Consider the following 24,659-nt stretch of genomic DNA (forward strand, 5'->3'; position numbering starts at 1 on the left):
GGTGAATTTCCATGATCGACCTAACTGTTTGGAACCTGAGTGTGCCGGTTGGAAGCCCGGCGATGACAGTCGATACGCCAGCACTGGCCGCTGGCTACCGGGACAGCTACTTCCATAGCGACTCCGGTACGTTGTTCTTCTGGGCGCCAGTAACCGGTTCCGTGACGAAAAGCGCGAAGTTTCCGCGTTCGGAATTGCGAGAGACCTTCCCGGACGGCCGGGTGCATAACTGGAAATACCCCGACGCTGATAACTTGCTACGCGCCAGCCTGAGCGTGAACCAGGTGCCTTCCAGTGGCAAAGTAGTGATCGGGCAGATCCACCAGTACGGCAGCAACGAGCCGCTGCTGAAGGTGGAATACCAGTACAAGGACGCCGCGCGCCAAGGCAACATTGTGGCCAAGCTACGGCCCACACCCGATCAGGATGAACCCACGGTAATCAACATCGCCTCCAACGTGCCCTTGGCCACGCGTATCACCTACACCATTCACCTCACGCCGGGCGGCCAGTTGCTGGTGAACGCCGCTGGCGCGCAATGGAGCTACAAGCTCGACCCCGGCTGGAAAACCAAGGACCTGTACTTCAAGGCCGGTGTATACACCCAGGACAACACCGGCTATGCGACCGAAGGCGGGCAGGTGACCTTCTACAAACTGGTGGCCGAGCATAATGCCAAGGCCACGGCTGCACCGGTGGCGGCGCAGTAGCGCGGTTACGTCGGCCCCGCTGCCGCAGAGCAGCGTAATAGCTTCTGTAGCAGCGGGGTTTGGCGTGGTGGATCGTCATTAAATTCAAGGGCGTGTTATTTCACCAAGTCTCGAAATTTATTCCATCATATTTATTTTAATAAGGTATTCCGGCATTCATGCATGTACAGCAGCTACCGGCTGTCTGAAATGCCCCTGCTTCGATAAATAAACCGTATTTAAAGTTTGTGTAAGCCTATGCTGCAATGGAAGTTGAACTAAATTCAGGAGGAATTTGCATGAGTTATAATGCCGGTATTATAAAGCGATTCGATGACGAGACTAACGGCCTGGAAGGGGATTATTGGCTGGAGTCCTTGAAGGACGACTCTCCGATACTTATCCGTGAGCTTGCTTCGTCGGATCGGGAACGGGACCTTCTTTTTTTCGAGGCCCTTGGCAAGGATACTCCGCATTTTCGGTTCCTCGCTTCGTTCAGCGACCTCCACGGAACACACAATCAGCTTATGGATGTGGGCTCGCCTAATCGCAGGGCCTACATCGCGCTTGCCTACGAGGGGAACAAGCTGGCACAGATCGGAACAGCCCGCTACGGGGCCTTTGAAGGCGATGCACACTGCGAGTTTGCGATAGCGGTGTCCGAGGCCTGGCAGCGCCGAGGTGTTGCGACTGCCTTGATGCAACATTTGATGGACACTGCCACGCGCCAGGGCTTTCGGAAAATTTCCTCCATGGACGCTTCCGGGAACCAGGAAATGCAATTTCTTGCCGACAGTATGGGATTCACCAGCCGAAACGACGAGCAACATGGCCCCAGGGTATTTCACGAGTATGTTCTGCAGTAGGGGTTTTTAAGTAATTGCCCGGGTCTATTTATTTGTATGGTTATTCGATTGATGCGCTGTCGTGGAAGTTTCGGCAGGGCTTGTACTTCACCCGAAGTTGCTAGTTCCATGGCCATCAAATCCGGATATCCATCAACACTCGTGTCGGCCCGCTCTGGTGTTCGATATAGGCACTTACCCGATCCCCGACCCGTTGGAAGGTAATGTCCACGCTGTAGTCCCCGAACTGAAGGTGGCGCATCTTGAGCCAGTCGATGCCGGCCGGCAGTTGCGGGTCGGTGACGATTACCCGGGCCTGGCGGGCATCGATCTGAATGCCCAGGCACGCTTGCAGCAACATGAACGCCGACCCTGCTGCCCATGCCTGTGGCAGGCAGGCCACCGGATACGGCGTGGGTGCTTCGCATGGGGCGGTTCGGGCAAAGCCACAAAACAGCTCAGGCAGGCGCATGTCGAAGTGCACTGCCGCCTCGAAGATCCCGGACAACAGCTGTTCCGCCCCGGCCTGCCCGCCATATCTGGCGATGCCTGCGGCGCAGAGGGCCACGTCGTGTGGCCAGACCGAGCCGTTGTGGTACGACATCGGGTTGTACCGTGCTTCTTCCATCCCGAGCGTGCGCACACCCCAGCCACTGTGAAGGGGCTGGCTGAGCAGTTTGCGGGCCACCAGCCGCCCCCGTTCCGGGCGCGGTAGCCCGGTGAACAACAGGTGCCCGGGGTTGGAGCCGCACACCTGGCACTGCTTGCCCCGGCCATCGAGGGCCAAGGCATAGAACTGCTTCTCTTCCATCCAGAAGCAGCGCTCCACGGCTTCACGCATGGCTTCGGCGCGGGCGGCCCAGTGCTGCGCACGCTCGGGTTGCCCGCGTGCTTCAGATAGCTGCGCCATGCTCAGGTACGCACCGTAGGCGTAGCCTTGGACCTCAACCAGCGCAATCGGCCCTTCAGGTGAACCGCCGTTGGCGAGGGATACCGAATCGTGGCTGTCTTTCCAGCCCTGGTTGGCGAGCCCACTGGCCTCACCTCGGGCATAGCTGACAAAGCCATCCTTGTTGTTTGCGGCGTTGTTTTCAATCCACTGCGCCGCCAGTTCGAGTGCTGGCCACAGTGTTTCGATAAAGGCATGGTCCAGGGTGCGCCGTGCGTAGGCCCCCGCGAGCATCACGAACAGTGGCGTGGTATCGACCCCGCCGTAGTAGCGCCCAAAGGGCAATTCGTTGAGTGAAGACATTTCGCCCTTGCGGGTCTCGTGCATGATCTTGCCTGGCTCGGCATCCCGAAACGTGGACACTTCCCGGGCCTGATGCAGGCCAAGATAGCCCAGCACACCTTTGGCCATCGCTGGATTGATCCACAACAGCTGATACGCCGTGATGACCGCATCGCGCCCGAACGGCGTCGAAAACCACGGGGTGCCGGCGTAGGGATAGGGGCCGGTGGGAAGGTCGGACGTCAGCAGCGCCAAGTCGGCGCGGGATTTGTCCAGCCAGCCCTGAAACAGCCTGCCGGACACCTTGAAGGTTGCGCCACGGCGCTGCTTGGCCTTCATCGCACTACGGGCCCGCGCCGCGGCGGCGCGAAACCGCAGCCGGGAAGGGGGCTCGGGGCTTGCGCCGATTTCAATGTACAACGCCTCCCGGGCACGCGCCTGCACCTTGATTGCGAACAGGGCGCTGCGCTCACCGAGGTGAGCAGGCGGCGCCGAAAAGCTGATGGCCATGTTTCGCTTCTTGCGGTCCAGCCCTACATAGCCGAACTCCACGCGCTGAGCGCCGACGACAGGCCTTGCCTGGGTACCTCGGCTAGCCCGGCGCGCACCCCGAACTTCGAACATGTCCCTGAAATCGGCCGAGAACTCCAGCCCCAGGGGTACCACCGAAGAGCGGTCGCTGTAGTTGACCAGGCTGATGCATTCGAACAGGCGCCCGTCCCAGATCAACCGTTTGCGTTCAATGTGCAACACGCCCTGGGGCAACTTATCCTCTCCCAGCGCCGGGAGCGCATGGTTGGTCAGGTGCGAAATGAAATAAACATTGTCCTGGCTGACCTTCGCCGATAGGAGGGAAGGGCGCTGCCCGGCCAGGGTGAGGCGGTAGCGGGACAGTATTCGGGTGTCGTCCCGGAACAGGCCGTCTTCACCGCCGTAGACGTCGCCATAGGCATCTGCCACATGCAAGGTGTCGTCACTGAGCAGCACGAACAAACCCTCGGGCACGGCGGTGCCCGGCTCAGGTGGGTGCTGCGCGTCCTCGCCATAGGTCAGGCGCGTGGGCATGGGCTCAGGCCGTCCGCTTGAGAGGGATCACCGGGTGCGAGGCCAGGATTTTTTCGTAAGCGGCAACGTACTGCCTGGCCATTACCTGCGCCGAGAACCGCGCTTCGAACGTGCGGCGAACCTGGCGGCGGTCCAGTTCCAAGGCATGGCTTATGGCACGAACGGCCTGGTGCTCGCTGTCGACGATAAAACCCGTTACGCCTTCGTCGATGATTTCCGGTACCGACCCGCAACGCCAGGCGATCACGGGCGTGCCGCACGCCATGGCCTCGATCATCACCAGGCCGAAGGGCTCTGGCCAGTCGATAGGGAACAGCAACGCCTGGGCATTGCCGAGGAATTCGCCTTTCTGGGCATCGTCGATCTCGCCAAGAAACTCGATCAGCGGGTGATCCAGCATCGGCTTGATGACAGCATCGAAATAGTCCTTGTCGGCGTTATCCACCTTGGCCGCGAGCTTGAGCGGCATGCCGGCGGCAATGGCAATGGCGATGGCACGGTCCGGGCGTTTTTCCGGTGAAATACGCCCCAGAAACGCCAGGTAGCCGCCGGCCTGGTAGTGGGGCGTATAAGCGTCAAGGGCGAGGCCATGGGAAATGGTTTCGTGCCAGTTGGCCCGCGGCAGGGCAATGCGCTGATGGTCGGAAATAGACACCAACGGAAAGTCACTCCAGCGCTGGTACGCCCCGCTCAGGTCGTTCATATCGAGGCGGCCGTGCAATGTAGTGAGCGTGCGATCGGCCATGGTTTCGAAAAATGGAAAGTGCAGCAGGTCGATATGGAAATGCACGATGTCGAATTCATCGGCCCGGCGCTTGACGTCGTGCAGCATGCTGAGGTGGCTGGCCAGGTCGGATTTGAACGGTTCCGGGTCGAGCCTGAGCGGGTTGGCTCGCCCCACTACCCGTGTTGCTTTCGTCCCTTCGCTGCCGGCGGCAAATAGTGTGACCTGATGGCCGAGGTCTACGAGTGCATCGGTCAAATGAGCGACCACCCGTTCAGTGCCGCCATAGAGGCGTGGCGGTACTGCCTCGTAAAGAGGGGCTATTTGCGCAATTTTCATCGTCTGTCTCCGTTGATGAGTAAACAGAGTCAGAAAAGGCAAAGGCGACCGGCGGGGAGCAGGCTGGATTTTAGGGACACTGCCAACAGGAGAGTAAGCGTACCGTCAATAGTTCAACCCGCCCGGGTGGTGGGATGTGTCAGGCCGATCCCTCTAGGCATCCAGCACCAGGCGCTCACCACGGCACCCGGAGACGCACGGGGCTATCCATTGACCACTGGCCCGCTGCGCGGGCGTCAGGCAGTCATCCCTGTGGTCCGCTTCGCCTTCGATCACCCGTGTTACACAGGCCCCGCAGATGCCCATACCGCAGGACAACGGCAGCAGTGTTCCAGCCCGGGCAGCGGCGTTCGCCAGGCTTTCCCCTGGCTGGACCGACACCCGAGTGCCGCTGCGGGCGAGCACCAGCTCACAGTTATCCTCCAAAGCAGCAGAGGGGCCGGGTTCGGCAGCCGGCTGGAAATGCTCGCGGTGCAGCGCTGTCGTGGGCCAGCCCAGTTCGACAGCCGTGGTTTGCACCCGCTCCATGAACCCGGCCGGGCCGCACGTATACAGCGTGCTCCCGGCTTGCCAGCGCCCCAGCTGGCGCGGTAGCAAGGCGGCGATCCGAGCCGCATCCAGCCCGCCATGCCACTGCACGTCGCCTGTCAGCTGTTCCAGCAAACGAGGGGCCCGGGGCGCGCGAGAAAAACCCAGTAGCCTTACTGGGCGATCCTCCGCCAGGCATTGGCGGTACATGGCCAGCAAGGGCGTAAGGCCAATGCCTGCGGCTATCAGCACCACGGGGCCGTTTCCGCCGGTGAGTTTGAACAGGTTGCGGGGTGGGCCCACGTCCAGCAGGGTGTCGATCCGCAGCTGTTCGTGCAGCCATTGTGAGCCGCCACGCGACTGCGCTTCGCGCTTGACGGCGAGCAACATTCGCCGGTCGGTCGGCAGGCCGGCCAGCGAATATTGGCGGACCAGCCCGCCGGGCAGGCGCAGGTCTACGTGGGCGCCGGCCTCCCAGGTGGCAGCCAAGGGTTGCCCGTCTGCGGGGCTGAGCTCCAGGCCCAGGATGTCGGGCTGTTCCAGGCGTAGCCCGGTCACCCGCATGGTGCTCCAGGTCATGAGCGTACCCCCGCCGCGCGTTGCAACCGGTGAACGGCCTGGCGCGCCTGTTCGCCCAGTTCGGCAAGATCCAGGCCAGGGATCCGGTCGTTATCAACCGTTAGTTGGCCGCCTGCCAGCAACGCTCGCAGCGTAGGCCTGCCGCCACCGACCACGGGGCCGATGGCCAGGTCGTGAAGGCCGAAATAGCGCGGTTCGTCCAGGCGATAGATGGCAAGGTCCGCCGCCATGCCAACCGCCAGGCTGCCCACTTTCCCCAGCCCGAGCACGCTCGCGCCGCCCGCCGTACCCCAACGCACCACGTCCTCGACGGTTGCCGCGTGCGCGCCGCCTTCCTGTCGGCCTCCGGCCGAGGCTGGCAGGGCGCGTTCGCCTGCCTTCGCCCGCTGCAGCAGCCAGGCGGCGTGGGTTTCACTGATCATGTCGCATGCCTCGTTCGAGGCCGCGCCATCGACCCCGATCGACACCTGCATGCCTGCGGCTTCGAGCGCCACCACGTCGGCGATGCCGCTGCCGAGCCGGCCGTTACTTTGTGGGCAATGGGCGATGCCGGTACGGGTCTGCCCTAACAGTCGAATTTCTTCGGGTGCCAGCTTCACCAGGTGGGCAAACCACACATCGTCGCCCAGCCACTCGTGCTCGGCGCAGAAGGCCACCGGCGACATGCCCCAGCGGCGCTGGGTTTCATTGGTGTATTCCACGGTTTCGCTGAGGTGGCTATGCAGCCTTATGCCAAGCCTGCGAGCCGCGCGGGCTGCTTCGCGCAGGTGCTCCGGTGGCATCGAATACGGTGGGCTGGTCGGTGCCATCACGATCCGCCGCCAGCTGTCGGCCGCCGGGTCATGGTAGCGCTGTACCAGCCGCTCGACGTCCTGCAGATACTGGTCGAGGGTTTCCGCTCCCGCCCCGGTCACCGCACCTTCAGCCTGCCGCGCTTGGGTAGCACCCCCACGGCACAGCACAAAGCGCAAACCCAGCCGCTCGGCCTCTTCGAACAGCACTGCCGCGCTGTCGAAGCCCATGCCGGGCAGGTACAGGTAGTGATGGTCGGCAACCGTGACGCACCCGGAGCGCGCCAGCTCTACCAGGCCGATTCGGGCGGCGAGGCGAAAGCTGCCTTCGTCGAACAACCCTCGGTACCGGTAAGGCACTGCGGCCAACCAGGCCCCGAGGCTGTGGTCGATGCCTTCAGGTATGCCTTTGAGCAGCGACTGGAACAGGTGATGGTGAGTATTTACCCAGGCCGGGTAGACCACGCAGCCGCTGGCATCCAGCACGCGCTCGCCGGGCATCGGGGAAAGGGCGCCAATTGCGCTGATGGTGCCGGCGGTAATCCGGATATCCGGGCCTGCGTGCCGCGCCGCAGAGCCCTTCAGGCCGGTCAGGATCGCGCTGGCATTGCGCACCAGCCAACTGTTGTTTTGAGTCATTTGGGTCGCGCCTCTCATTGCAATTCACTCTCGTGCCAGTGCCGCAGGCTGAGCCTTGCCAGCAGCGCCATCAGGCTGAACAGTGCAACGCCGGTCAGCGCAATCAGCACCAGGGCGGCGAACAACCGGGGGATGTTGAGTTGAAAACCTGCTTGCAAGATCTGGTAAGCCAGCCCCGCGCCCGTGCCGCCGGTGCCCGCAACGAACTCGGCCACCACCGCGCCGATCAGCGCCAGCCCGCTGGCAATACGTAAACCGGCAAAAAAGCACGGCAGGGCACTGGGAATGCGCAGCCGCAGCAGGGTTTGCCAGCGGCTGGCGCCGTTGAGCCGGAACAGGTTGAGCAGGCCCGGGCTGACGCTGCGCAGCCCCAGTACGGTATTGGCGATTACCGGGAAGATCGCCACCAGGGTGGCGCAGATCACCAGCGCCAACGTGGTGTTGCTGCACCAGATGATGATCAGCGGCGCGATGGCGACCACGGGGGTTACCTGCAGCAGGATTGCATAGGGAAACAGGCTGGCTTCGATCAGCCGGCTTTGCACGAACACAAAGGCCGCCAGGGTGCCGATGAGCACCGCCAGCGCAAAGGCCAGGCAGGTGATTTTCACCGTGACCCATAGCGCGCCCGCCAGCATGGGCCCATCGGTGATCAGCGTGCGCAGGATATCCAGCGGCGCGGGCACCAGATACACCGGAACATGCCAGGCGATGCAGACGAGTTGCCACACGCCGAGCAACAGGGCGCCCACGATCATGGGCGAAACGACGCCCAGCAGGCGTGGCCGCGCAAGCCAGGGGGTAGGGGATGTAGACATGGAAAGCCTCCTGGCGAGATCAGTGATGGCCATGGTTGGCTTCAACCAGCAGCCGCGAAAGGTGCGCGCATTGCGCGATAAATCCAGGCGAAGCGCGAAAGGCCTCGTCACGCAGCGTGGGCCCGTCGATGGGCACATCGGCGATCACCCGCCCTGGCCGCGCGCCCATCACCAGCACCCGGGAGGACAGGAACACAGCCTCATAAATGCTGTGCGTGACGAACACCACGGTGAGGTCTTGCCGGGCATAAAGGTCGCGCAAGTCACTGTCGAGCTTGTTGCGGGTGAATTCGTCGAGGGCGCCGAAGGGCTCGTCCATCAGCAGCAGGTTCGGCGTGGTAGCCAGCGCGCGGGCGATGGAAGCACGCATCTGCATGCCGCCGGACAGCTCGCGGGGGTAGGCCGCGCCGAACCGGCCAAGGCCCACCAGCTCCAGCGCGGCGGCCACCTTGGGCTCGCTCTCGGCGCGCGGTACGCCGGCGAGGTCCAGCGGCAGGCGCACGTTATCGCGCACCCGCGCCCAGGGCATCAGCGTCGCTTCCTGGAACACCATGCCCAGGCTCTGACCGGCCTCGCCGTCGCCCGGCGCGGCCTTGCCCCACCAACGCACGTGCCCGGCAGACGGCTGTTCAAGCCCGGCGAACATCTTCAGCAAGGTGCTTTTGCCGCAGCCGGAGGGGCCCAGCAGCGACACAAACTCCCCTTGCTGGATCAGCAACTTCACCCGTTGCAGCGCCTGGGTGCCGTTGGGGTAGGTTTTCTCGACCTGGTTGGCGAACAACGGCGTGTTCGGGCCGGGCTGGTCAGGCACGGGCGCGGCAGGCATCGCAAGGCTGTGCAGCATCATAAGGGGCACCCCGGGGTCAGGAACGCAGGAACACTTCATGTTCGCCGTGGGCCTCGAGCAGGCCCAACAGTTGCCGGCGGATCATCAGGCCGGGTTTGTCGGACGGCATGTGCATCTCCACCTGGCGGCGGGTATCGACACAGGCGTCGTAGTCCGTGGCTTCGAGGATGTCGCGGTCTTCGGCGGTGATGGCCGCGTCCCAGTCGATCAGTTCCTGGGTGCCGCACTGTTCTTCGCTGTCATTTCGGTACAGCCACTGCACTAGCATCAGGCGGCCGTCGTCGATGGGCGTGGCGCAGTTGTAGATGATGTGATGGATGCCGCTGTCTGGGTACATGCAGCCGAAGCGGCGGGAGAACGGCAAGTAATAGCGGTTGACCAGATGGCGGCGGGTGATGGGCTGCTGGCTGCCGGTGATGCGATAGCTCGCTTCCGGGTTACGAATGGGCACCAGGGTTTCGGCCTCGAAGCCGTAGTCGGTTTCGCGGAATTCGTAGGTGGCAGGTTCCGGCTGATCGAACAGGCCGAAGTTAGCTTTGTGCACGAAGGAGAAGTGCGAGTTGTCGAACGAGTTCTCCATCACCCTCAATGGGCTGGTGTTCCATTGTTCATAGAACTGGAAAATCCGCCGGTAGCCGGGTGCGCCGTCTTCAGGGAAATCCGGGATGTCACGTAACGGGTCGTCCAGGGCCACCCAGGCGTAGCCGTATTTTTCCTGGCAATGGAACGCCTTCACGCTGGCCCCGCGGGGGATGGCGCCGCTCGGGTTTTGTGGGATTTTCACGCACGTGCCGCTGCAATCGTATTCCCAGCCGTGGTAGCCGCAGGCGATGTTGCCGTCCTCGCTCACAAAGCCTTTGGAGAGTTTCGCGGTGCGGTGGCAGCAGCGGTCGCGCATGGCCACTGGCTCGCCAGTGGGGCGCTTCCACAGCACCAAGGGTTCGCCGAGTAGGGTAAACGGCTGCGGGCCGTTGTCCAGGGCAGTCATGGGTAGCAGTGCGTACCAGAAACGGCGCAATACAGGTTGTTGGGTTACCAGCATGGGTGTACTCCAGAAAAATCAGTGGCTAGCGGCAAGGTCGGCGGCGTCGGGCAGCACGTTCAGGGCTTTCACGAATTGCGTGCTGTAGGCGCTTTGCCACGGCGCTGCGGCGCCGAGCAGCCCGGCTTGCACCATGAAGTCGCGGGTGGCCTGCCAGCGGGCGTCGGTCATCACGCCAATGCCTTGGGTGGCAGCGTCGCCGCCGGTCACCAGGCGGTATTTGCGCAAGGTGGTTACGCCCCAGGCCAATAGCTCATTGCTCATGTTGGGGTTGTCTTGCTGGATCAGCGCGTTGCCGCGGGTGGGGTCGTTCAGGTAGTGCTTCCAGCCCTCCATGCTGGCGCGCACAAAGCCTGCGACCCGCTCAGGGTGCTGCTCGATAACGTCCCGGCGGGTAACCACCGTGGAGCCGTACGGTGGGTAGCCGTCGTCGGCGAAGAGGTAGAAGTTGGGCTTCTGGCCGGCCTTGATCGCCTGGAACAGCTCCGAGCTGGCATAAGCTTGTTGCGTGGCGTCGGGGTTGGCCAAAAAGGGTTGCAGGTTGAAGGTGTAGGGCCGCGCCTGCGCCTCATCCAGGCCGTATTTCTGCTTGAGCCATGGCCACCAGGTTTGCTGCCCCGAGGTGGACACCAGCACGCTTTTGCCCTTGAGCGACTTCAAGCCATCGACGTTCTCGTGGGTGAGCAAGCCTTGAGGGTCGCCTTGGAATGCGGCCGCCACTGCCACCACCGGCAGGCCTTGCTCAACGCTTTTGAGCACCTGAAGGTCATAGTTGAGGATGAAATCCGCCTGGCCGCTCACCAGCAGTTGCATGCCGTTGACCTGCGGCCCACCCATGCGGATGGTCACCTCCAGGCCTTCCTTGGCGTAAAGCCCTTCGGCCAGCGCCTGGTAGAAGCCACCATGTTCGGCCTGCGCGTACCAGGACGTCAACAGCGTCACTTTTTCACCGGCATACGCCAGCGGCCCCGTGAACCCGGCAAGCACGCCGGCGCCCAGCAGGTTGAAGGCAGCAAACCGTTTATTCATGGCCATCGTCTCCGCATCCCTTTCCGAGTGGCCGGCAGGAGCAGAACGAAGGCAAGGAGAGTGGAGCAGGGCACAGCGGTGCCTGGGGCTATCGTCTCTCTTGCCATGGCCAGGGCTGGCCACGTTCAAGCATCCACACCGGATGTACGGCGCCATGCGCCGCAAGAGCAATGCCCTGCGTGGGTAAGCCCCACGCTGACCGCTTCTACTCAAAGGGGTTTTAGCCAAAAGCGTGCCACATCGCCAAACCCAACAGGTGCGGGGTTATCTCCTCTACATGGCAGGGTATATGGGCAGCAATGGTGCGAGTGTTTCATCCGAGCGGTAGAGAATGGTGCGCGGGAAGGGCTGCGCCGCTGTACCGATCTTCGCCCAGGATCGTCTCCAGGCCTGCTTCGCCCGGTTGGCACGCTGGCTGCTATAGCACCGCTTGAGTAGAAGCGGTCAGTGGGGCTCGGTATTCGATCAGCCCACCACGGGACATTGCTCTGCGGCCTGTGCCGCACACCCGGCAAGGGTGCCTGGCGCGGTAGGCCAGGGAGCTGCTTCTATTTGCCCAGGTATCCCCTTGCCGATGCCCGTTGGCCGCTTATGAAGGCGGCCGGCACCGTTGCTTGAGGGATCATCCATGACCTGTACCTTCGCTGCGCCCGCTTCGCGCTCCGCCTCCCTTCGCCTGTCGCTGCCACTGCTGGCGTTTGCCTTGTTCAGCGAGGCCAGCCAGGCCAGCCCGTTAATCTGGCAGGACAACAGCCTCAGCTACCTGTACGGCCATAACTACAAGGTGGACGGCACCGGCAACGACATCGAGAACACCATCACCTTCGAGCACGCCAGCGGCTGGCGGTGGGGCGACATGTTCCTGTTCGTGGACAACAAGTGGTCCGCCGGCCTGCACGGCAATGCCGGCCACAGCTATTACGGGGAATTTTCCCCGCGGCTGTCGTTGGGCAAGGTCAGTGGGCACAGCATGGCGTGGGGGCCGATCACCGATGTGTTGGTTGCCGCCACCTACGAGCGCGGCGAAGGCACCAGCCGACGATACCTGCTGGGCCCAGGCTTCGATCTGAAGATCCCCGGGTTTGACTGGGTGCAGCTCAATACCTACTACCGCCGGCCAGACGGTATTTCCGGCAAGGCGTCCGGGCAGTGGCAAATCAACCCGGTATGGTCGATGACTTTCCCATTCGGCGCCTCGGACATCCGCTTTGACGGCTACGCCGAGTGGTACGTCAATGACGTGGGCAATAAGGGCTCGTCCAATTACGTCGCCAGCAGCTTTCACTTCAACCCCCAACTCAAGTACGACCTGGGCAAGGCACTGAAGGTGGGGCCGCGGCAGCTTTATGTGGGGATCGAGTATGACTACTGGTCAGATAAATACGGTATCGAGGACAGCCATGGGTTTCCCACCGACCAGAACACCGCGAGCCTGTTGGTGAAGGCGCACTTCTAGCGAGAGGGCATGCCCGAATGGGCAGGTGAAGAGCTGGCAAGTGGCTCTTCACCCCCCGGGCGCATCACAGTTGTACCAATCACGTACGGAGAGGGCGAATGGGCTCACTGAGTCGAAATCACTCGCGCATCGACCGCGAGCTGACGCGAGAGCTGACCTGGGCCTGCGAACAGGCCAAGAGTGAAATCGGCGGTTTTGAATGGCTTACCCATCAGGCGGATTACAGCCGCTTACCTTATAGGCTGGTGGTGACGTGGATATTCGATAGCGACGCGAACAGGCTGGCCGCAAGTGTTGGCGGCACCAATGCGATGATTCAAAACCTCACCATGGCAGCAATCGGGCAGGCGGGTATTGCCCGTTCGGATATCACATTGAGTGTTGCGCTCGACTCCGAGGAGCGCTGTGCAACCCAGCATCGAGGTGACTGGGCCGCGCGCCTGAATGCCCGGGCGCGTTCTGGTGACAAGCATGGCTAAGGACATCGAAAACCCTTGCGTATCGCTGTGTCAGCTCAACAGCGAAATGTGCGTGAGCTGCGGCCGCACCCGAGAGGAGATCCGCAAATGGCGCAGCATGAAACGGCCGGAAAAAATGGCGGCCGTGCAAAAGGCGTCCGCGCGCATGAAGGCGATCCTCAAAAAGAAAAACAAGGATTCGCCAGCGGGTAAATGAAGCTATCGCTGGCTGGCCGGTGCATACGAAGCACTAGCCAACTGGAAGCCTTGGTGCAAAAAAAAGCCGCCTCGGGCTGAGGCGGCTTCAGTATTTCAGGCGGTTGGGGTTTGAGCTAATCCGCGTTCGGCCAAATCGGCAAAACCAACCTCAACCGTGAGTTTTCACGGTGCCTTGAAACGAAACGATGCCCCAGAGCGTCGGCTGACTGAATCATTTCATAGGGCATGAACTAATTTTTCTAGAAATTTGAAAAACTGGGTTATGTATTCATTTTGTGCTCAACAAAGCGCCAGTCAACACTCAAATGCTGACGGCACCAACGTGATTGCTCAAGGGTGGCATGGCCACTGTGGAAGGTGCCGTATAGGAGTGGTCTGCCGAAGCGGAATCTATCGGTGGAGAGGGATCGATCGCTCCTGCTACCCCAGCGTTTTTGCAGATGCAGGTAAATACCGGCCAGCTCAGGGCGCCGCTCATGCAGTTTCGAGTGTGTTATCTACGGGAGGCCATGACTACTACAGCTGAGGCGATGGTATATAGGAGGCCGCTGTCCGTTAGAAGCAAAGCAAAATAAGTATTGTGCAAATGGCCCGTTTGAACTCGCTTTATTCGCCGGGCTCAGAGCTTATTTTGATGTGGCTTAGACTTCAGCTTTTTCAGATTTAGCATGGTTTGAACATCTTTTCTCTTCAGAAGTGGGTGTTTGTAGAAATAATCGGGAATCCAGTGAGTTGCAATTTTTTTGTGTTTCACTAGGTTGCTGATATAGCCACTGGAAAACCCAAGTATCTTGGATGCGTCTTCCAAAGTGCAGTATCGCTTGTTGAATAGACTAAGTTTGCCTACATCGTATTGCGTGAGAAGTTCTTGGTCATTAAATTTCAATGGGGAAACGAACCCCCCCGCGATGAAGCGCCTGGAAAATGCTTGATGTGTAATCTTGTAGGTCTGGAGGATTTGGGATAAAGGGGTTAGGCTGTCTAGGAGTTTCCGTACAGAATCAATCTCGCCGTGAGAGACTGTCAAATATGACTTATACTGCAGCGACCGGGCAGGCCGGATTTTGTCCTTGGCCAGACGCCACATCTCACTGTACTTGATTTCCAGTAATCGTGCGGCATCTCTCAAACTCACAACTTGGCCGCGAGAGAGGTAAATGCCGAATGGATCTTGTGTTGGGTTCAGCTGTGCCTGCAGATCAATGGGGAAAGTACTTCGGTCATATACCGTTATCGAATGACCGTTGACAAATTTTCCGGAAACGGCGCGTATATTATGGGTTTCAAGTATACCGCTTAATTTGTTCTTAGGTAAATTCAATTCTTTGCATAGAATTCGCGGCGTGGTGAAATGGCTGTAGAAATTTCCGACGTCGTTCAATACGAACAGTCGGGTGTCTTGGGTTGAGCATCGAATCAAACCGATATCGCGATAATAGATAACTGTATTTCTGTGCGTTTTGAGGATCGCAGCGGCTTGGTCTAGGGAGCAGGTTTTTAGATCTGTGGTATTACAGCGACGGAGCTTCCTATGCTCCTTTAATGAGTTTGATTTTTTGGGGATGGTATGGATTGAGCTGGATATCCTAGGTATGTCCTCGGTGCGTATGAGGAATGGGTAGCCAGAGCGGTTAACTATCGGCTTGACCACGCCGCAGCGGTTGAGTGCAGCCATCATTTCTATAGAGCTTTTTCCCAAGCAAGATGCCAGCTTTCGCATGGGTACGAATGAGTCGTGGATGGATAGGACGTCCTCTTTTCGATAGTAGGGACGTGTCCGGATACTAGTGATGGGCTTCAGTATATTTTGGTCGGATAAGATTTTGCATTCTACGAGGGATAAGCCGAGCAGTTTGGAGGTTTCGTTCAATGAGTAACAAGTTGAAATAACATTGACTTCAAGTTTTCTTCTAAGTTCGCTGGATTTCGATTTGAATTCTTTAATTGCTTTATTTAAGCGTATGACATCCTGTCCATCATAGTTGTGTTTTTTATCCTCTGGATGAGTCGCAAGATACCGATCCCATATCCTTGTGGAAACTCCTAGCAAGGCCCTCAATCCGTTGGAGCGGAGAGGCCGTGGCGGATATTCGTTGCAATCGGCTAGGCATTTTTTGGGTAGCGCCTCAATAAGGTAAGCAAGCTTGGGATAGTACCTTCTGAATTTAACCGTCAGGATTTCGGCTTGCGTGAGGTCAAGTGAACTCCAGATGGTACCGAGAATTTTCTCCAGTCTTGAGATGTCATTAAACGCGATAGATGAGGCGGCATCGAATATCATATGGCTTGTCTCTTGAATTTTATTCCCTGCGATGCCAAATGTACTGATCGCTGAGAGAAGTGTGTCAAGTTTTTTCTGGTCTTGGTGCTCTAGTATCTCAAGCAAACGTTTTTCCGGAAGGCATTCGTCTTCTGTGCATACGGGAGATTCCCAATCAGTATTGCAGCTACACTTTTGTTGACCGTGATGTCTTAGTTGAAAAGGGCGATTGCAGCTTGGACAAGTGAAGAGCAACTTACGAAAATGTAGTGGGCAATGCTTGCATAAGCAAAAGTCGGTTATATAGTGAATATGGTCAGAAACATAGCACTCGCTACATGCTGGGAAATATCGAGTACATAGTAGCCGTTTGCCGAGCTTCACCTTTCCCAATAGAAATGCACCCCTAGGTTTATCCGGGTCTGCTAAGGGGTAGAATCCTCTACGGATACGGTCTTGTAGAATCGAGCTCACCTGTGAAAGCATTAACAATTCGTATCGGTTGCCTTGGATGAGCGAACTTCCACGTGCTGAAATTCCATAACCAAAAAAACGTCCCGTAAATTTAGAGACGGTACTGTAACCATTCATGACTGCAAGCCGACGAATGATGCTTCGGGGGCTTTCGCATGCCTGAGGTAATGGTATGAAGTGAAGCGATTTCATTGTTTGCGGCATATTTTATCATAGGCAGATGCCAAGCTCAGGTCAAACGGGTCCGAGCTCATGCGGAGCTTAAGGTCGATTAAACGACTGGCTTGACTGAAATCATTGAACTCCAACGTAATTCGCTTTTTGGCAAGCATATTTTGAATCGCGATGTGAATAATAATCCTGATGTACTCTAAGCTCCCTGAGGTAGCGACATACAAGCGGACGGCTATGTCAGAATCAGTGAGATGGGCTCCCGGGCGGAGCAATCCGCGAGTATAAATTTGATCATCGAGGCTGCTGAGCAAGACCATATAATCCGAGGCGCGATCCTCGCTGAAATTGGGATATTGCAGCTCAATCAGGAAAGGGAAACGTCGAGCGAGGGCAGGGCGCTGGTTCAACAGAAACTTACATTCAGGTGTGCCCGCGATTACAAAGGGGGTCATGGTCTCGTTCATCATAGTGATGAGCCAATCGATGACGGTACCTCGTGCTTTGTCTGCTTCAGGCCTAGCCAAGTGATGAAATTCATCCAATTCACATACTGCCACTCTGCAGGTCTTGAGCAGTGCCATGGCACGATAGCTCAACTCCACAGTATCGCCTCCTGTGTCAGCACAACCCAATTCGCGAACCAGCGTCTTTGCAAAGGATTTAACGGTTACGGGCGATGGCACGCTACAATAAAAAGCTGGCCGAACGGTAGTGATGCCCCTTGCGTCGATCATTTCATAGGGAGCTCCAAACGAATCCCTGAACAGTTTAAGTAGTGTCGATTTCCCACTGCCTGATGGCCCTACTACCATGGCGGACGTAGGAACACCTCGTTGTCGAGCGGTCTCTACACTTTTTTGCAACATGGTGTAGGCATGTAGATACGAGGGAAACAAGACTAACTGTTGCGAGAAGTCGCGAAGCCATTGTGTGTCAAAGTTATTCATGGCGCACCTGTACTGTTGAAATAGGGGTGAGCAGGATGCCTTCAAGCAGCGTAATAGGTGGAAGTGGAGCGTGACGTGGCGGCTGGGACTGATCTTGAACAGAGAGAGTGGGAGAAATTTCGACAGGTCCCTCAGCGCACGATTTCTGATTCTCAGCTAAGCGTGCCAAGCGCTTTTGTGCGGCTTTGCCTTTGTCATCGCGCAGCGCGAGGATATATTTGACACGGCGTTCGCGCGCCGACTTGAAATCGAACTTTTCCCTTTCACTGCGGAGTTGCTTGACCACCAGTCGGTGCAACTGCATCGTCAATCCGTTTTGATAATCCGGGTCGACGGCTTCAAGTGGGAAAAGGTCTTCAGGCCGGTCTGGATGGCAAATCCAGACGGTGCCCAAGTCACTGATGTCATAGAACAATGTGAGTTTGACTTTCTTGGGGGCACGTGTAGCCAGCGCTGGTACGGCCGGCCCTGTCCATTGAAGGTTAGAGAATCCAATCCGGCCGTTGCATGGTAGCGCCGTTATTTTGCTCCAGAACAAGCGCTGAATATCCTCTGTACTGTACCGCTTGGGCGGAAAATTAGGATCAAGAAGTTTGTTCCAGGTATTCAGTGGTGAGTCGTTGAGTGATCGATGGAAGTCTTGGTGATAGGTATCGAGGAATTTCCCGAAACTCTCTTTGAGTTCAGCAATGGTATACGTGGCATTTTTTTCTGAGTTGTAGTCTCCCCTTTCGTCGGGATCCGAGAAGGTCGTACCGCTGAGTTGATGGGCAAAGCGGGTGTTATGAGTTTTGAACCAGCGCTCGACGAAGGGTTTCTGGTCGGGGGTATACGGTTCGCAGTAAACGACCTTCGAGCCTAGCAAATGCATGATGTAGCCGATTTTTTTGCCAGCAAATTCACTACCATTATCCATCACGTAGGTAGACGCGAGTCCGGTAGTCGGGCCGTCGGAGCTGAGCGAGTTTTTCAGTGCCCGCAGCGTCTTTTCAATGCAGGGAGGATTGATGGAAATGTCCCAGCCGATAATCATGCGCGAACGGACATCTATCAGTACCGTGAGCCAAGCACGTCCTATAACGGTCCCTCGGTCATTGACGGCCATGACGTCAATCACCTGGGTGTCACATTCAACCCGTTCCAGTAACTGCATAGGTTGCTGGCTTCTCTTGCTGAATTTCTGTTTTTTGAGGGCGCGCTGTCGCCCCAATTGTGCTACATCTTTTTCATAGGTGTCGTATTGCTGAATAATGCGCCAGATGGTCGAATTGCTAGGAACATTCAGTTGGTCGGTAATGGGCCGTTTGCTGTTGAGGTCCTCGAGACTGCATTGGATCACATCGGTGATTTCGACAATGCTGTGCGGTAGCTCAATGAAGTACAATTCCCGAACCCAATAATCAATGACGTCAGCCACTACTGCAGGCTGACGGTCAAGGAGTCGCCGCCGGCGTTGGAGGGGCGAACGGATCAATGCCAGCGGGCTGCCTCCAGCTTCTCGATAGATTCTCATCCAGCCGTACATGCTGCCGTAGCAGGGGGGATGAAGGTCACCGATTTGTTCGGCGATTTTACGGATTAATGACACGGTCGCTGAGCGCGGCAGCCTCCCTCCCAGCTTATCTTCCGCCGTGCGAACATACAGAAGTCGTTTGTCTAACTCGCGTCGCTGGTCGTCGCGTAGGTCTGAGACGATACGCTGTACATTATGCTCCAATGGCGCATCCTGCATGCGGAAGAGGTTGCCGCGCTCGAAAGCCTGACGTAGGCGGTCCAACGTGTGAATCGTAATATGAGTTCGCCTCGCCATACTGCGCAATTGAACCCGTTTGTCATCCACTGCGATAACCAGATACACGTCAGTGTAAAGCCGCCATTGCTCGCCAACCTGCATGGTGAAAACGTTAACTATCGGCATGATTGTTCCTCGCTGGGCAGATAGGTCAACTTACGAATTTGCCCTTACGCCTTTGGCGACTTAAGTCTGGTCGCGCCCACGTGAATTGATGGGCTAAGCGGGTGTGATAAATATTGGAAACAGCGCTCGACGCTGGACTTCTGGTTGGGAGTATACGTTTCGCAGTAAACGATCTTCGAACTTAGGGACTCCATGATGGATCCCATTTTTTTTCTATCAAATTCACTTCCATTATCTATTATATAGACCCCGGTATAAGGCCGCCATTTCTCGCCAACCTGCATGGTTAAAGCGTTAACTATCGACATGATTGTGCCTCGCTAGGCAGGTAGAACAATTTATGAACTTTCGCCTACGCCTTTGGCGGACTTAAGTCTGGTCGCGTTCACATCCTCGCTATTTCACAAAATTTGCTCAACGTTTTCAGCAAATTGTGGGCGTAGGGGGTTGCCAATGGATGATTTCGAAATTGGGCGCCCCATTGCGTTATGTGGAACAATGAAAAACTGTCTTTTGTGGGCTAAGCCAAATTATTGTGTTGTCTGTAATGGGTTTTCGCATGTTGCATTCAATGGTCTTGTAGAATAATGCGTGAGCTATATCTGCTGGAGCAAATGAAGTATTCATTATTTGCTTTAGAAAGATTGGTTTCTCCTGCTGAGCTATATGGTGACAAAGCGCTGTGGCTGCCCGTCCGTTACTGTCGTATCCACGGTTATATAAGTAGTTTAGGTTTGCCGCGCGGGCTGCATTGTAGAAATGGTGCATCGGTAGACATTCGAGTAGGCAATCTTGCTCCGCCAGCAACTCGAGGATCCGCAACAGCCTTGCTTTGGTTTTTTGACATTCAAAACTCTGATCATTTTTGACCTCAATCAGTTGTTGCACACCACTGCAGAAAGTCACCTCAAAGTCAGGTGTGTAGCGAGTCTTGGCATGTGCAAACGTCAATGTGTATGGATGGATTCGGTAGCAGGCAACGTCTGCCCTGCGTTCCAGCTCCAAGCAAAACGCTGCTTCTAGCATTGATTCACAAATCAACGGAGCATTGTTTTTCTTCGAAGGAAAAATGGTGACCCGGCTACCATAACGACCATGCTGAGGCACTCGATATGGCTCAATGGTGGCAATCTTCGCCAATCGATCTTGTAGCAATAGCGGATTGATGAAAGACATCTACGCCTCCATCTCTATAGGTATTTCCTATTTCAAGGTTTTTGGTCGGAAGCTTTGGTGTAAATATTATTGAACGGGTCGTGTACAGGTTTTATTATTGCCTGTAATTACGTTTTATACTACAGGTCGATATTTAGCTTTGAAGATGGTTATCTATTTTCCGCGCAAGGCTCTATCGTGCAGCTTTCGAGCACTTTCTCTTCAGTCACATTTCCGCGCAATGTGGACAACAGGCCGATGGAGCAGAGGAGTACGAAATGTACGCATTCAGTGTCGATACGAAGGCGTGCGTTCTACGCAGCGCTGCATTGTTTCACGCTACGGCTCAATCCATGGAATGCCCTCACACTCCATACAGCATGGCGAAATACTGGCAAAGGGTCCGACCCTGGCAGGATAGCTTGTCGCTTTGGAAACGTATGCGGGACGGTGCAGCGCCTTCAGCGTCCACCAAAAGTCAGTTATTTGAGCACTTTCCGCATCTGCGGTCCCTGTTTGAACATCCGCTGTGGCAAGTCACGGGTCATCCGAAGAGGGCGCACGACTGGGATGAGCTGGCTGATAGCATTCGGATTGGCTCTAAGCCGCTGGACGGATATGGTGGAAAATCGAGCCGGCTGTTGTTCGACCGGGCCGATTGGCCCTGCCTGCCCGTTCATTGGGTGCTATTGAATACGCACGCGACCCGCTTTGCAGTTCATCGTTTATGGCTGAATAAAAATTTCACGGCTTTGTTGGGCCTAAGCAGTCTTCAACGGCCGATTATTTACATTCGCGCCGAGCTTATGGCCCTACTCCGACCTGCGATGCCTGGCCTTCAGTCTGTGCTTTGCCGCAGCAGAGAATTCGGTACCGCGCACTGGGGGGCTAATGCAGTGTTACTACAGCTGCTGCAACAGCGAGGTTGGCTTAGTGGGGATGACCGGCACCTAGCGCTACTCATCTGGAATTTTCCCCATGAGGTGCAGCACGGGTTGGACGTTGGCCCATTACATTTTTTGGGAAAAACGGGCTTTGGGTTGCCTCTGTCATTGCGAAAGAAATGGTGCAGAAAGCAGGCGCAATGGCAAGATAGCCCCCTACATTTGAACGGCCTCAGCTGCGAGCTTTCTCATTAGGATTGGTCAGCGATCCCAAGCATTCGCCTGTGTTATCCCTAGCGGCTTGAGCCCTCGTACCTGAGCAGCTACGGAACAGAACTTTCAGCGTTAGACGTTTGTGGAACTCCAATTACTGTGCTGGGCAGACGGGCCAACAATTGGTGAACTTGGTTGAGCTGTTGCGCGAGGTCGCGGAGATTTCTTCGATCCTGGCGACGATCCAGCAAATAACGGTGAGCACGTTCACGTAAGCTCGTCGCTTCAATTTGCAGGTTTTGCTCCCGCTGTTGCATCTGGTCGAATGCAGTGTTGAGCTGCACGTGACTGGCGTTCAATTGCCGGGCCATTCTTTGTTCGTTTTCTAGAGCAAGCCGTTGCGCTTGGTGCTTGGCGGTCTGACGCTCTAGGTCCCGGTATAGCAAGGTAAGTTCCTCCTGCTTGTTCAGCAGCAGCTCCTGAAGCCGGCGCTGTTCATGCTGAAGCTGCTGAACCTGCGCTTCGTGGCGCTGTATATCGCTGTCTCGCTGCTGGCGTGCCTGTTCACGATAGTGCGCTAAGGAGTCGCGTGCCTGCTGGTATTTTTCTTCCAATGACTGAACCTGCTCTCCCCTATCCTGCAGTGCATCTTTTAGATGACGTTCCGCGGCGAGCAAGCCCTGCCGTTCTCCTTCAAGTTGTTCGACACGCGCAGTCAAAATATGGTCCCGCTCGCGAGCGTCGCGACGTTCCTCCAGCAGCAATTCATGGGTTTTCCTCAGCTCCTCATGACGAGCGCTATCGACCTGGCGTTGGTGGTCGTAAGCCTGTCTTTGTCGCTCAAGGCGAGCTCTGTCGGCGCTCACTGCCGTTTGGGCATCAGCTGCCAGACGCTGGACTAGGCCTTCCATGTAGGTTTGCACTTCTGCGTTTAAGCTGACAGCGGGCGGTCGGGGTTCTTCTGCCGCCAGTTCGCGCAAATAGCGGTTGATCGTGGTTTTCGAACCCGTGTGGCCTAGTTCAGCCCGGACCGCGTCGATGCTTGGCGCCTCGCCCCGGGCCAAAAGTGCATCGCGCGCCGTTTGCACCAGAGCTTTGTTGATTCCGCTGCGGGCCATGGCGTCAATCCGAAGGTGTGTTTACACAGTATGGAGGCTAACTGGCTGCGGTGCCTTGGGCGATGATCGCTGGTTAGAAGCACAACGCCAAGTCCGCTCTCACCTAAAGCGAGCCGGTCCGTTCTACATTGGACTCTGAGCGGCTGCATTCAGACGTCGATAGGGGTGATATGACTGATCTTAGCGTCTGTCGCCAAGCTAAGTCGGGCTGAATCACCAAGAACGATCAAGTCGGATATGCCTATCGACAACAACACATTGCGAGGTTCGGTCTCTAAGCGTTACGGGTCGTTGTACGCACAAAAGCCCGTCAGCGGATCGCGAGAATCCAGAGCCCATTTTCGGCTGCGATCCTCCTGGCAGGGGTAAACCCCAAGATGCAGCGGCAGATGTAGCGCGTTCGCGGCGTTTGATAGTGTGTCCATTGACAGGCCATTTAAGACGAGGCCTCTAGTAATAGATGGATCGCTATCGGCCACGCTCATGGGTGGAGGAAGCGCCATGGGGGCACGCAGCCAGATATTAGCGAGCTTCGCTAAACAAATCGTTTTGCTGATTACGTCCAGCTTAATTTGGCCCGAGCAGCGGTCCTCTCCTACAAACGAAAGGTCTTACGCACCAGCGTAAGGCCCGCCGGGATACTAAACAAGCAATGGCCGGCGGGTTGCTGACATTACTAGCGAACAAACGAAAAAGACTAGGTGATTAGGCGGGCTATCAAGCGTGTTCAGGGGAGGCAAATTGCCAGCAAATCTCGCAGCTAGCGTCTCGAGATACACGTGTTCGGCTGGGAGGTGGTTGCCAGGTTTAAGATCTTGGCTGGATTGACGGTGTCCGTGAGCCTCGAACCGCTCCGCATTATCCGCTGATCAGGGTCAATCGATGATGCCGCGCTAGAGCCCCGATCGTGTTTAGGCGGGCCTACACTGAGGGGGAGCGACTAAGCTGCTGCGGCGTGTAGCCCCGATGTGAGCCGTCTCGGCAGCCTTAGTTGTAACACGTCGCGAGCTGTTACACCGGATTATTTCGTACCGTTTGACCGGTACGAAATTACACGTGTACCCGCACCTTAAGATCGCTTTATTGGTGTTCATTCTTAGGTGTGAGAATCCTGAATTCTCAAACGCGATCACCGTTTTGAGCGTATTAAAGCTCAAAAAGCGGTACGAAAGGAGGCCGTGGAAGTGAGTGAGCCTACGGATCGCTACCTAAAGGCAGCACGACGAGCCAGTACGCAACGTCGCTACCAACAAGCGGTAGAGCACTTCGAAACCGTCTGGGTTGGACTATTGCCCGCTTCCAGCGAAACGGTGGCACGGTACCTTGCCGCGTATGCCGAAAAGCTTGCGATCCCCACCTTGCGCGCGCATTTGGCAGGGCTCGCGCAATGGCACATTCAGCACGGGTTCATGGACCCTACCAAGTCCGCCAAGGTGCGGGACGTTCTGCGGGGTATTCAGGCGGAGCATCCAAGGCCGACCAAGCAAGCGCAAGCGCTGCGCTTAGACGCTTTGGGGGCCTGCATCGCCAGACTCGATGAAGTCCTGTCATCGCCTGAGCCAGGAGTCGCTCTGCGAGCGACCCGGGACCGGTCCCTGCTGTTGCTCGGATTCTGGAAAGCGTTCAGAGCCGATGATCTGTGTCGACTGCGGGTTGAACACATCACGTTGATCCCAGATGAGGCCTTGGAGGTGTTCCTCGCCAGCGGAAAAACGGATCGAGATAACCGCGGCATCAACGTTGCGGTTCCAGCGCTAAAGCGACTGTGTCCCGTGCAGGCTTATGCTGAGTGGCTGCGCGCTTCAGGCCTTAACCGAGGCCCCGCATTTCGCTCAATTGATCGCTGGGGGCATGTGGGAAAGACAGGGTTGAACCCTAACAGCGTGTCCAGGCTGATACGGATGGCGTTTGCCCGCAGTGGGCTTGAAGGGGGGGGATATTCGGCACACTCGCTGCGCCGTGGCTTCGCAACTTGGGCCACCCGCAATCAATGGAGCCAGCGAGACCTGATGGAGTATGTAGGATGGCGGGACGTTCAGTCTGCATCGCGCTATGTCGATGCCGCGGCCCCTTTTGGGGAACTCAAGCGCTAGGTTATTTGCGGTCGGGACAGAGAAGCTTACCAGCGCCTGAGCGATGTTGTCAGGCAAGCTGGCTTGCAAAGTCCTGCAGTCAACGGCTTAGGGTTTACCTTGCATGCTACGCCCTTTGGTTAAA

At 57.2% G+C, this 24,659-nt stretch carries 19 protein-coding genes; 6 read left to right on the plus strand and 13 right to left on the minus strand.

Going from position 1 to position 24,659, the window contains the following annotated elements:
* Nucleotides 1–11 precede the first annotated feature (11 nt).
* Nucleotides 12–710 carry a polysaccharide lyase family 7 protein gene (locus AC3Z8Y_RS05745; RefSeq protein WP_490088817.1) on the plus strand — a complete coding sequence of 233 codons (699 nt, stop codon included), beginning with the start codon at nt 12–14 and terminating at the stop codon, nt 708–710.
* A gap of 278 nt (nt 711–988) precedes the next feature.
* The gene (locus tag AC3Z8Y_RS05750) at nt 989–1,555 is read left to right on the plus strand and encodes a GNAT family N-acetyltransferase (protein WP_490088818.1); all 567 of its coding nucleotides are present in this window, start codon (nt 989–991) and stop codon (nt 1,553–1,555) included.
* A gap of 115 nt (nt 1,556–1,670) precedes the next feature.
* Here the strand turns inward: AC3Z8Y_RS05750 and AC3Z8Y_RS05755 are convergent, their stop codons facing one another.
* From AC3Z8Y_RS05755 to AC3Z8Y_RS05790, 8 genes are all read right to left on the minus strand, one after another.
* A complete protein-coding gene (locus AC3Z8Y_RS05755; RefSeq protein WP_490088819.1) occupies nt 1,671–3,830 on the minus strand; it encodes an amylo-alpha-1,6-glucosidase in 2,160 nt (719 codons plus the stop codon).
* A gap of 4 nt (nt 3,831–3,834) precedes the next feature.
* Nucleotides 3,835–4,893 (minus strand): glycosyltransferase family 4 protein, encoded by a 1,059-nt coding sequence (locus AC3Z8Y_RS05760; RefSeq protein WP_490088820.1) that lies wholly within the window; start codon nt 4,891–4,893, stop codon nt 3,835–3,837.
* Nucleotides 4,894–5,046: 153 nt separating this feature from the next.
* Entirely contained in the window at nt 5,047–6,000 is a 954-nt protein-coding gene (locus AC3Z8Y_RS05765) for a PDR/VanB family oxidoreductase (RefSeq protein ID WP_490088821.1), read from the minus strand.
* A complete protein-coding gene (locus AC3Z8Y_RS05770) occupies nt 5,997–7,430 on the minus strand; it encodes an amidohydrolase family protein (protein ID WP_490088822.1) in 1,434 nt (477 codons plus the stop codon). The genes AC3Z8Y_RS05765 and AC3Z8Y_RS05770 overlap by 4 nt, the downstream gene beginning before the upstream one ends.
* 14 nt (nt 7,431–7,444) lie before the next feature.
* Nucleotides 7,445–8,173 carry an ABC transporter permease gene (locus tag AC3Z8Y_RS05775; RefSeq protein WP_490089946.1) on the minus strand — a complete coding sequence of 243 codons (729 nt, stop codon included), beginning with the start codon at nt 8,171–8,173 and terminating at the stop codon, nt 7,445–7,447.
* 94 nt (nt 8,174–8,267) lie between these two features.
* Nucleotides 8,268–9,095, minus strand: coding sequence for an ABC transporter ATP-binding protein (locus tag AC3Z8Y_RS05780; protein WP_490088823.1), 828 nt, complete (start codon nt 9,093–9,095; stop codon nt 8,268–8,270).
* A 16-nt stretch (nt 9,096–9,111) separates the two neighbouring features.
* Nucleotides 9,112–10,137: an aromatic ring-hydroxylating dioxygenase subunit alpha gene (locus tag AC3Z8Y_RS05785; RefSeq protein ID WP_490088824.1), complete on the minus strand. Its 1,026-nt coding sequence runs from the start codon at nt 10,135–10,137 to the stop codon at nt 9,112–9,114.
* 18 nt (nt 10,138–10,155) lie between these two features.
* Nucleotides 10,156–11,166, minus strand: coding sequence for an ABC transporter substrate-binding protein (locus tag AC3Z8Y_RS05790; RefSeq protein WP_490088825.1), 1,011 nt, complete (start codon nt 11,164–11,166; stop codon nt 10,156–10,158).
* Between the two features lie 628 nt (nt 11,167–11,794).
* Here AC3Z8Y_RS05790 and AC3Z8Y_RS05795 point away from each other — a divergent pair.
* The 3 genes from AC3Z8Y_RS05795 to AC3Z8Y_RS05805 all read left to right on the plus strand — a co-directional run bounded on the left by AC3Z8Y_RS05795 (nt 11,795) and on the right by AC3Z8Y_RS05805 (nt 13,297).
* Nucleotides 11,795–12,622, plus strand: coding sequence for an outer membrane protein OmpK (locus tag AC3Z8Y_RS05795; protein ID WP_490088826.1), 828 nt, complete (start codon nt 11,795–11,797; stop codon nt 12,620–12,622).
* A gap of 98 nt (nt 12,623–12,720) precedes the next feature.
* Nucleotides 12,721–13,101 carry a hypothetical protein gene (locus AC3Z8Y_RS05800; protein WP_490088827.1) on the plus strand — a complete coding sequence of 127 codons (381 nt, stop codon included), beginning with the start codon at nt 12,721–12,723 and terminating at the stop codon, nt 13,099–13,101.
* The gene (locus tag AC3Z8Y_RS05805) at nt 13,094–13,297 is read left to right on the plus strand and encodes a DUF1289 domain-containing protein (protein WP_490088828.1); all 204 of its coding nucleotides are present in this window, start codon (nt 13,094–13,096) and stop codon (nt 13,295–13,297) included. Before AC3Z8Y_RS05800 ends, AC3Z8Y_RS05805 begins: the two co-directional genes overlap by 8 nt.
* Before the next feature lie 621 nt (nt 13,298–13,918).
* Here the strand turns inward: AC3Z8Y_RS05805 and AC3Z8Y_RS05810 are convergent.
* The 5 genes from AC3Z8Y_RS05810 to AC3Z8Y_RS05830 form a co-directional block, all read right to left on the minus strand.
* Nucleotides 13,919–15,685, minus strand: coding sequence for a hypothetical protein (locus AC3Z8Y_RS05810; protein WP_490088829.1), 1,767 nt, complete (start codon nt 15,683–15,685; stop codon nt 13,919–13,921).
* A 536-nt stretch (nt 15,686–16,221) separates the two neighbouring features.
* On the minus strand, nt 16,222–17,154 hold the full coding sequence (locus AC3Z8Y_RS05815) for a TniB family NTP-binding protein (protein ID WP_490088830.1): 933 nt from the start codon (nt 17,152–17,154) through the stop codon (nt 16,222–16,224).
* Complete coding sequence (locus AC3Z8Y_RS05820; RefSeq protein WP_490088831.1) at nt 17,147–19,072, minus strand: TnsB C-terminal domain-containing protein; 1,926 nt, start codon at nt 19,070–19,072, stop codon at nt 17,147–17,149. Before AC3Z8Y_RS05820 ends, AC3Z8Y_RS05815 begins: the two co-directional genes overlap by 8 nt.
* A gap of 486 nt (nt 19,073–19,558) precedes the next feature.
* Entirely contained in the window at nt 19,559–20,248 is a 690-nt protein-coding gene (locus tag AC3Z8Y_RS05825; protein WP_490088832.1) for a hypothetical protein, read from the minus strand.
* A 1,186-nt stretch (nt 20,249–21,434) separates the two neighbouring features.
* Nucleotides 21,435–22,442: a DNA-binding protein gene (locus tag AC3Z8Y_RS05830; protein WP_490088833.1), complete on the minus strand. Its 1,008-nt coding sequence runs from the start codon at nt 22,440–22,442 to the stop codon at nt 21,435–21,437.
* A gap of 1,184 nt (nt 22,443–23,626) precedes the next feature.
* On the opposite strand from AC3Z8Y_RS05830, the gene AC3Z8Y_RS05835 reads away from it, so the two are divergent.
* Entirely contained in the window at nt 23,627–24,535 is a 909-nt protein-coding gene (locus AC3Z8Y_RS05835) for a site-specific integrase (RefSeq protein WP_490088834.1), read from the plus strand.
* Nucleotides 24,536–24,659: the final 124 nt, after the last annotated feature.

The organism is Pseudomonas sp. 3MAES_34.3B, from assembly GCF_058145875.1.

Coding starts and splice junctions, on each gene's coding strand:
- AC3Z8Y_RS05745 (WP_490088817.1), top strand. CDS start 12: ATGATCGACCTAACTGTTTGGAACCTGAGTGTGCCGGTTGGAAGCCCG.
- AC3Z8Y_RS05750 (WP_490088818.1), top strand. CDS start 989: ATGAGTTATAATGCCGGTATTATAAAGCGATTCGATGACGAGACTAAC.
- AC3Z8Y_RS05755 (WP_490088819.1), bottom strand. CDS start 3,830: ATGCCCACGCGCCTGACCTATGGCGAGGACGCGCAGCACCCACCTGAG.
- AC3Z8Y_RS05760 (WP_490088820.1), bottom strand. CDS start 4,893: ATGAAAATTGCGCAAATAGCCCCTCTTTACGAGGCAGTACCGCCACGC.
- AC3Z8Y_RS05765 (WP_490088821.1), bottom strand. CDS start 6,000: ATGACCTGGAGCACCATGCGGGTGACCGGGCTACGCCTGGAACAGCCC.
- AC3Z8Y_RS05770 (WP_490088822.1), bottom strand. CDS start 7,430: ATGACTCAAAACAACAGTTGGCTGGTGCGCAATGCCAGCGCGATCCTG.
- AC3Z8Y_RS05780 (WP_490088823.1), bottom strand. CDS start 9,095: ATGATGCTGCACAGCCTTGCGATGCCTGCCGCGCCCGTGCCTGACCAG.
- AC3Z8Y_RS05785 (WP_490088824.1), bottom strand. CDS start 10,137: ATGCTGGTAACCCAACAACCTGTATTGCGCCGTTTCTGGTACGCACTG.
- AC3Z8Y_RS05790 (WP_490088825.1), bottom strand. CDS start 11,166: ATGAATAAACGGTTTGCTGCCTTCAACCTGCTGGGCGCCGGCGTGCTT.
- AC3Z8Y_RS05795 (WP_490088826.1), top strand. CDS start 11,795: ATGACCTGTACCTTCGCTGCGCCCGCTTCGCGCTCCGCCTCCCTTCGC.
- AC3Z8Y_RS05800 (WP_490088827.1), top strand. CDS start 12,721: ATGGGCTCACTGAGTCGAAATCACTCGCGCATCGACCGCGAGCTGACG.
- AC3Z8Y_RS05805 (WP_490088828.1), top strand. CDS start 13,094: ATGGCTAAGGACATCGAAAACCCTTGCGTATCGCTGTGTCAGCTCAAC.
- AC3Z8Y_RS05815 (WP_490088830.1), bottom strand. CDS start 17,154: ATGAATAACTTTGACACACAATGGCTTCGCGACTTCTCGCAACAGTTA.
- AC3Z8Y_RS05820 (WP_490088831.1), bottom strand. CDS start 19,072: ATGCCGATAGTTAACGTTTTCACCATGCAGGTTGGCGAGCAATGGCGG.
- AC3Z8Y_RS05825 (WP_490088832.1), bottom strand. CDS start 20,248: ATGTCTTTCATCAATCCGCTATTGCTACAAGATCGATTGGCGAAGATT.
- AC3Z8Y_RS05830 (WP_490088833.1), bottom strand. CDS start 22,442: ATGGCCCGCAGCGGAATCAACAAAGCTCTGGTGCAAACGGCGCGCGAT.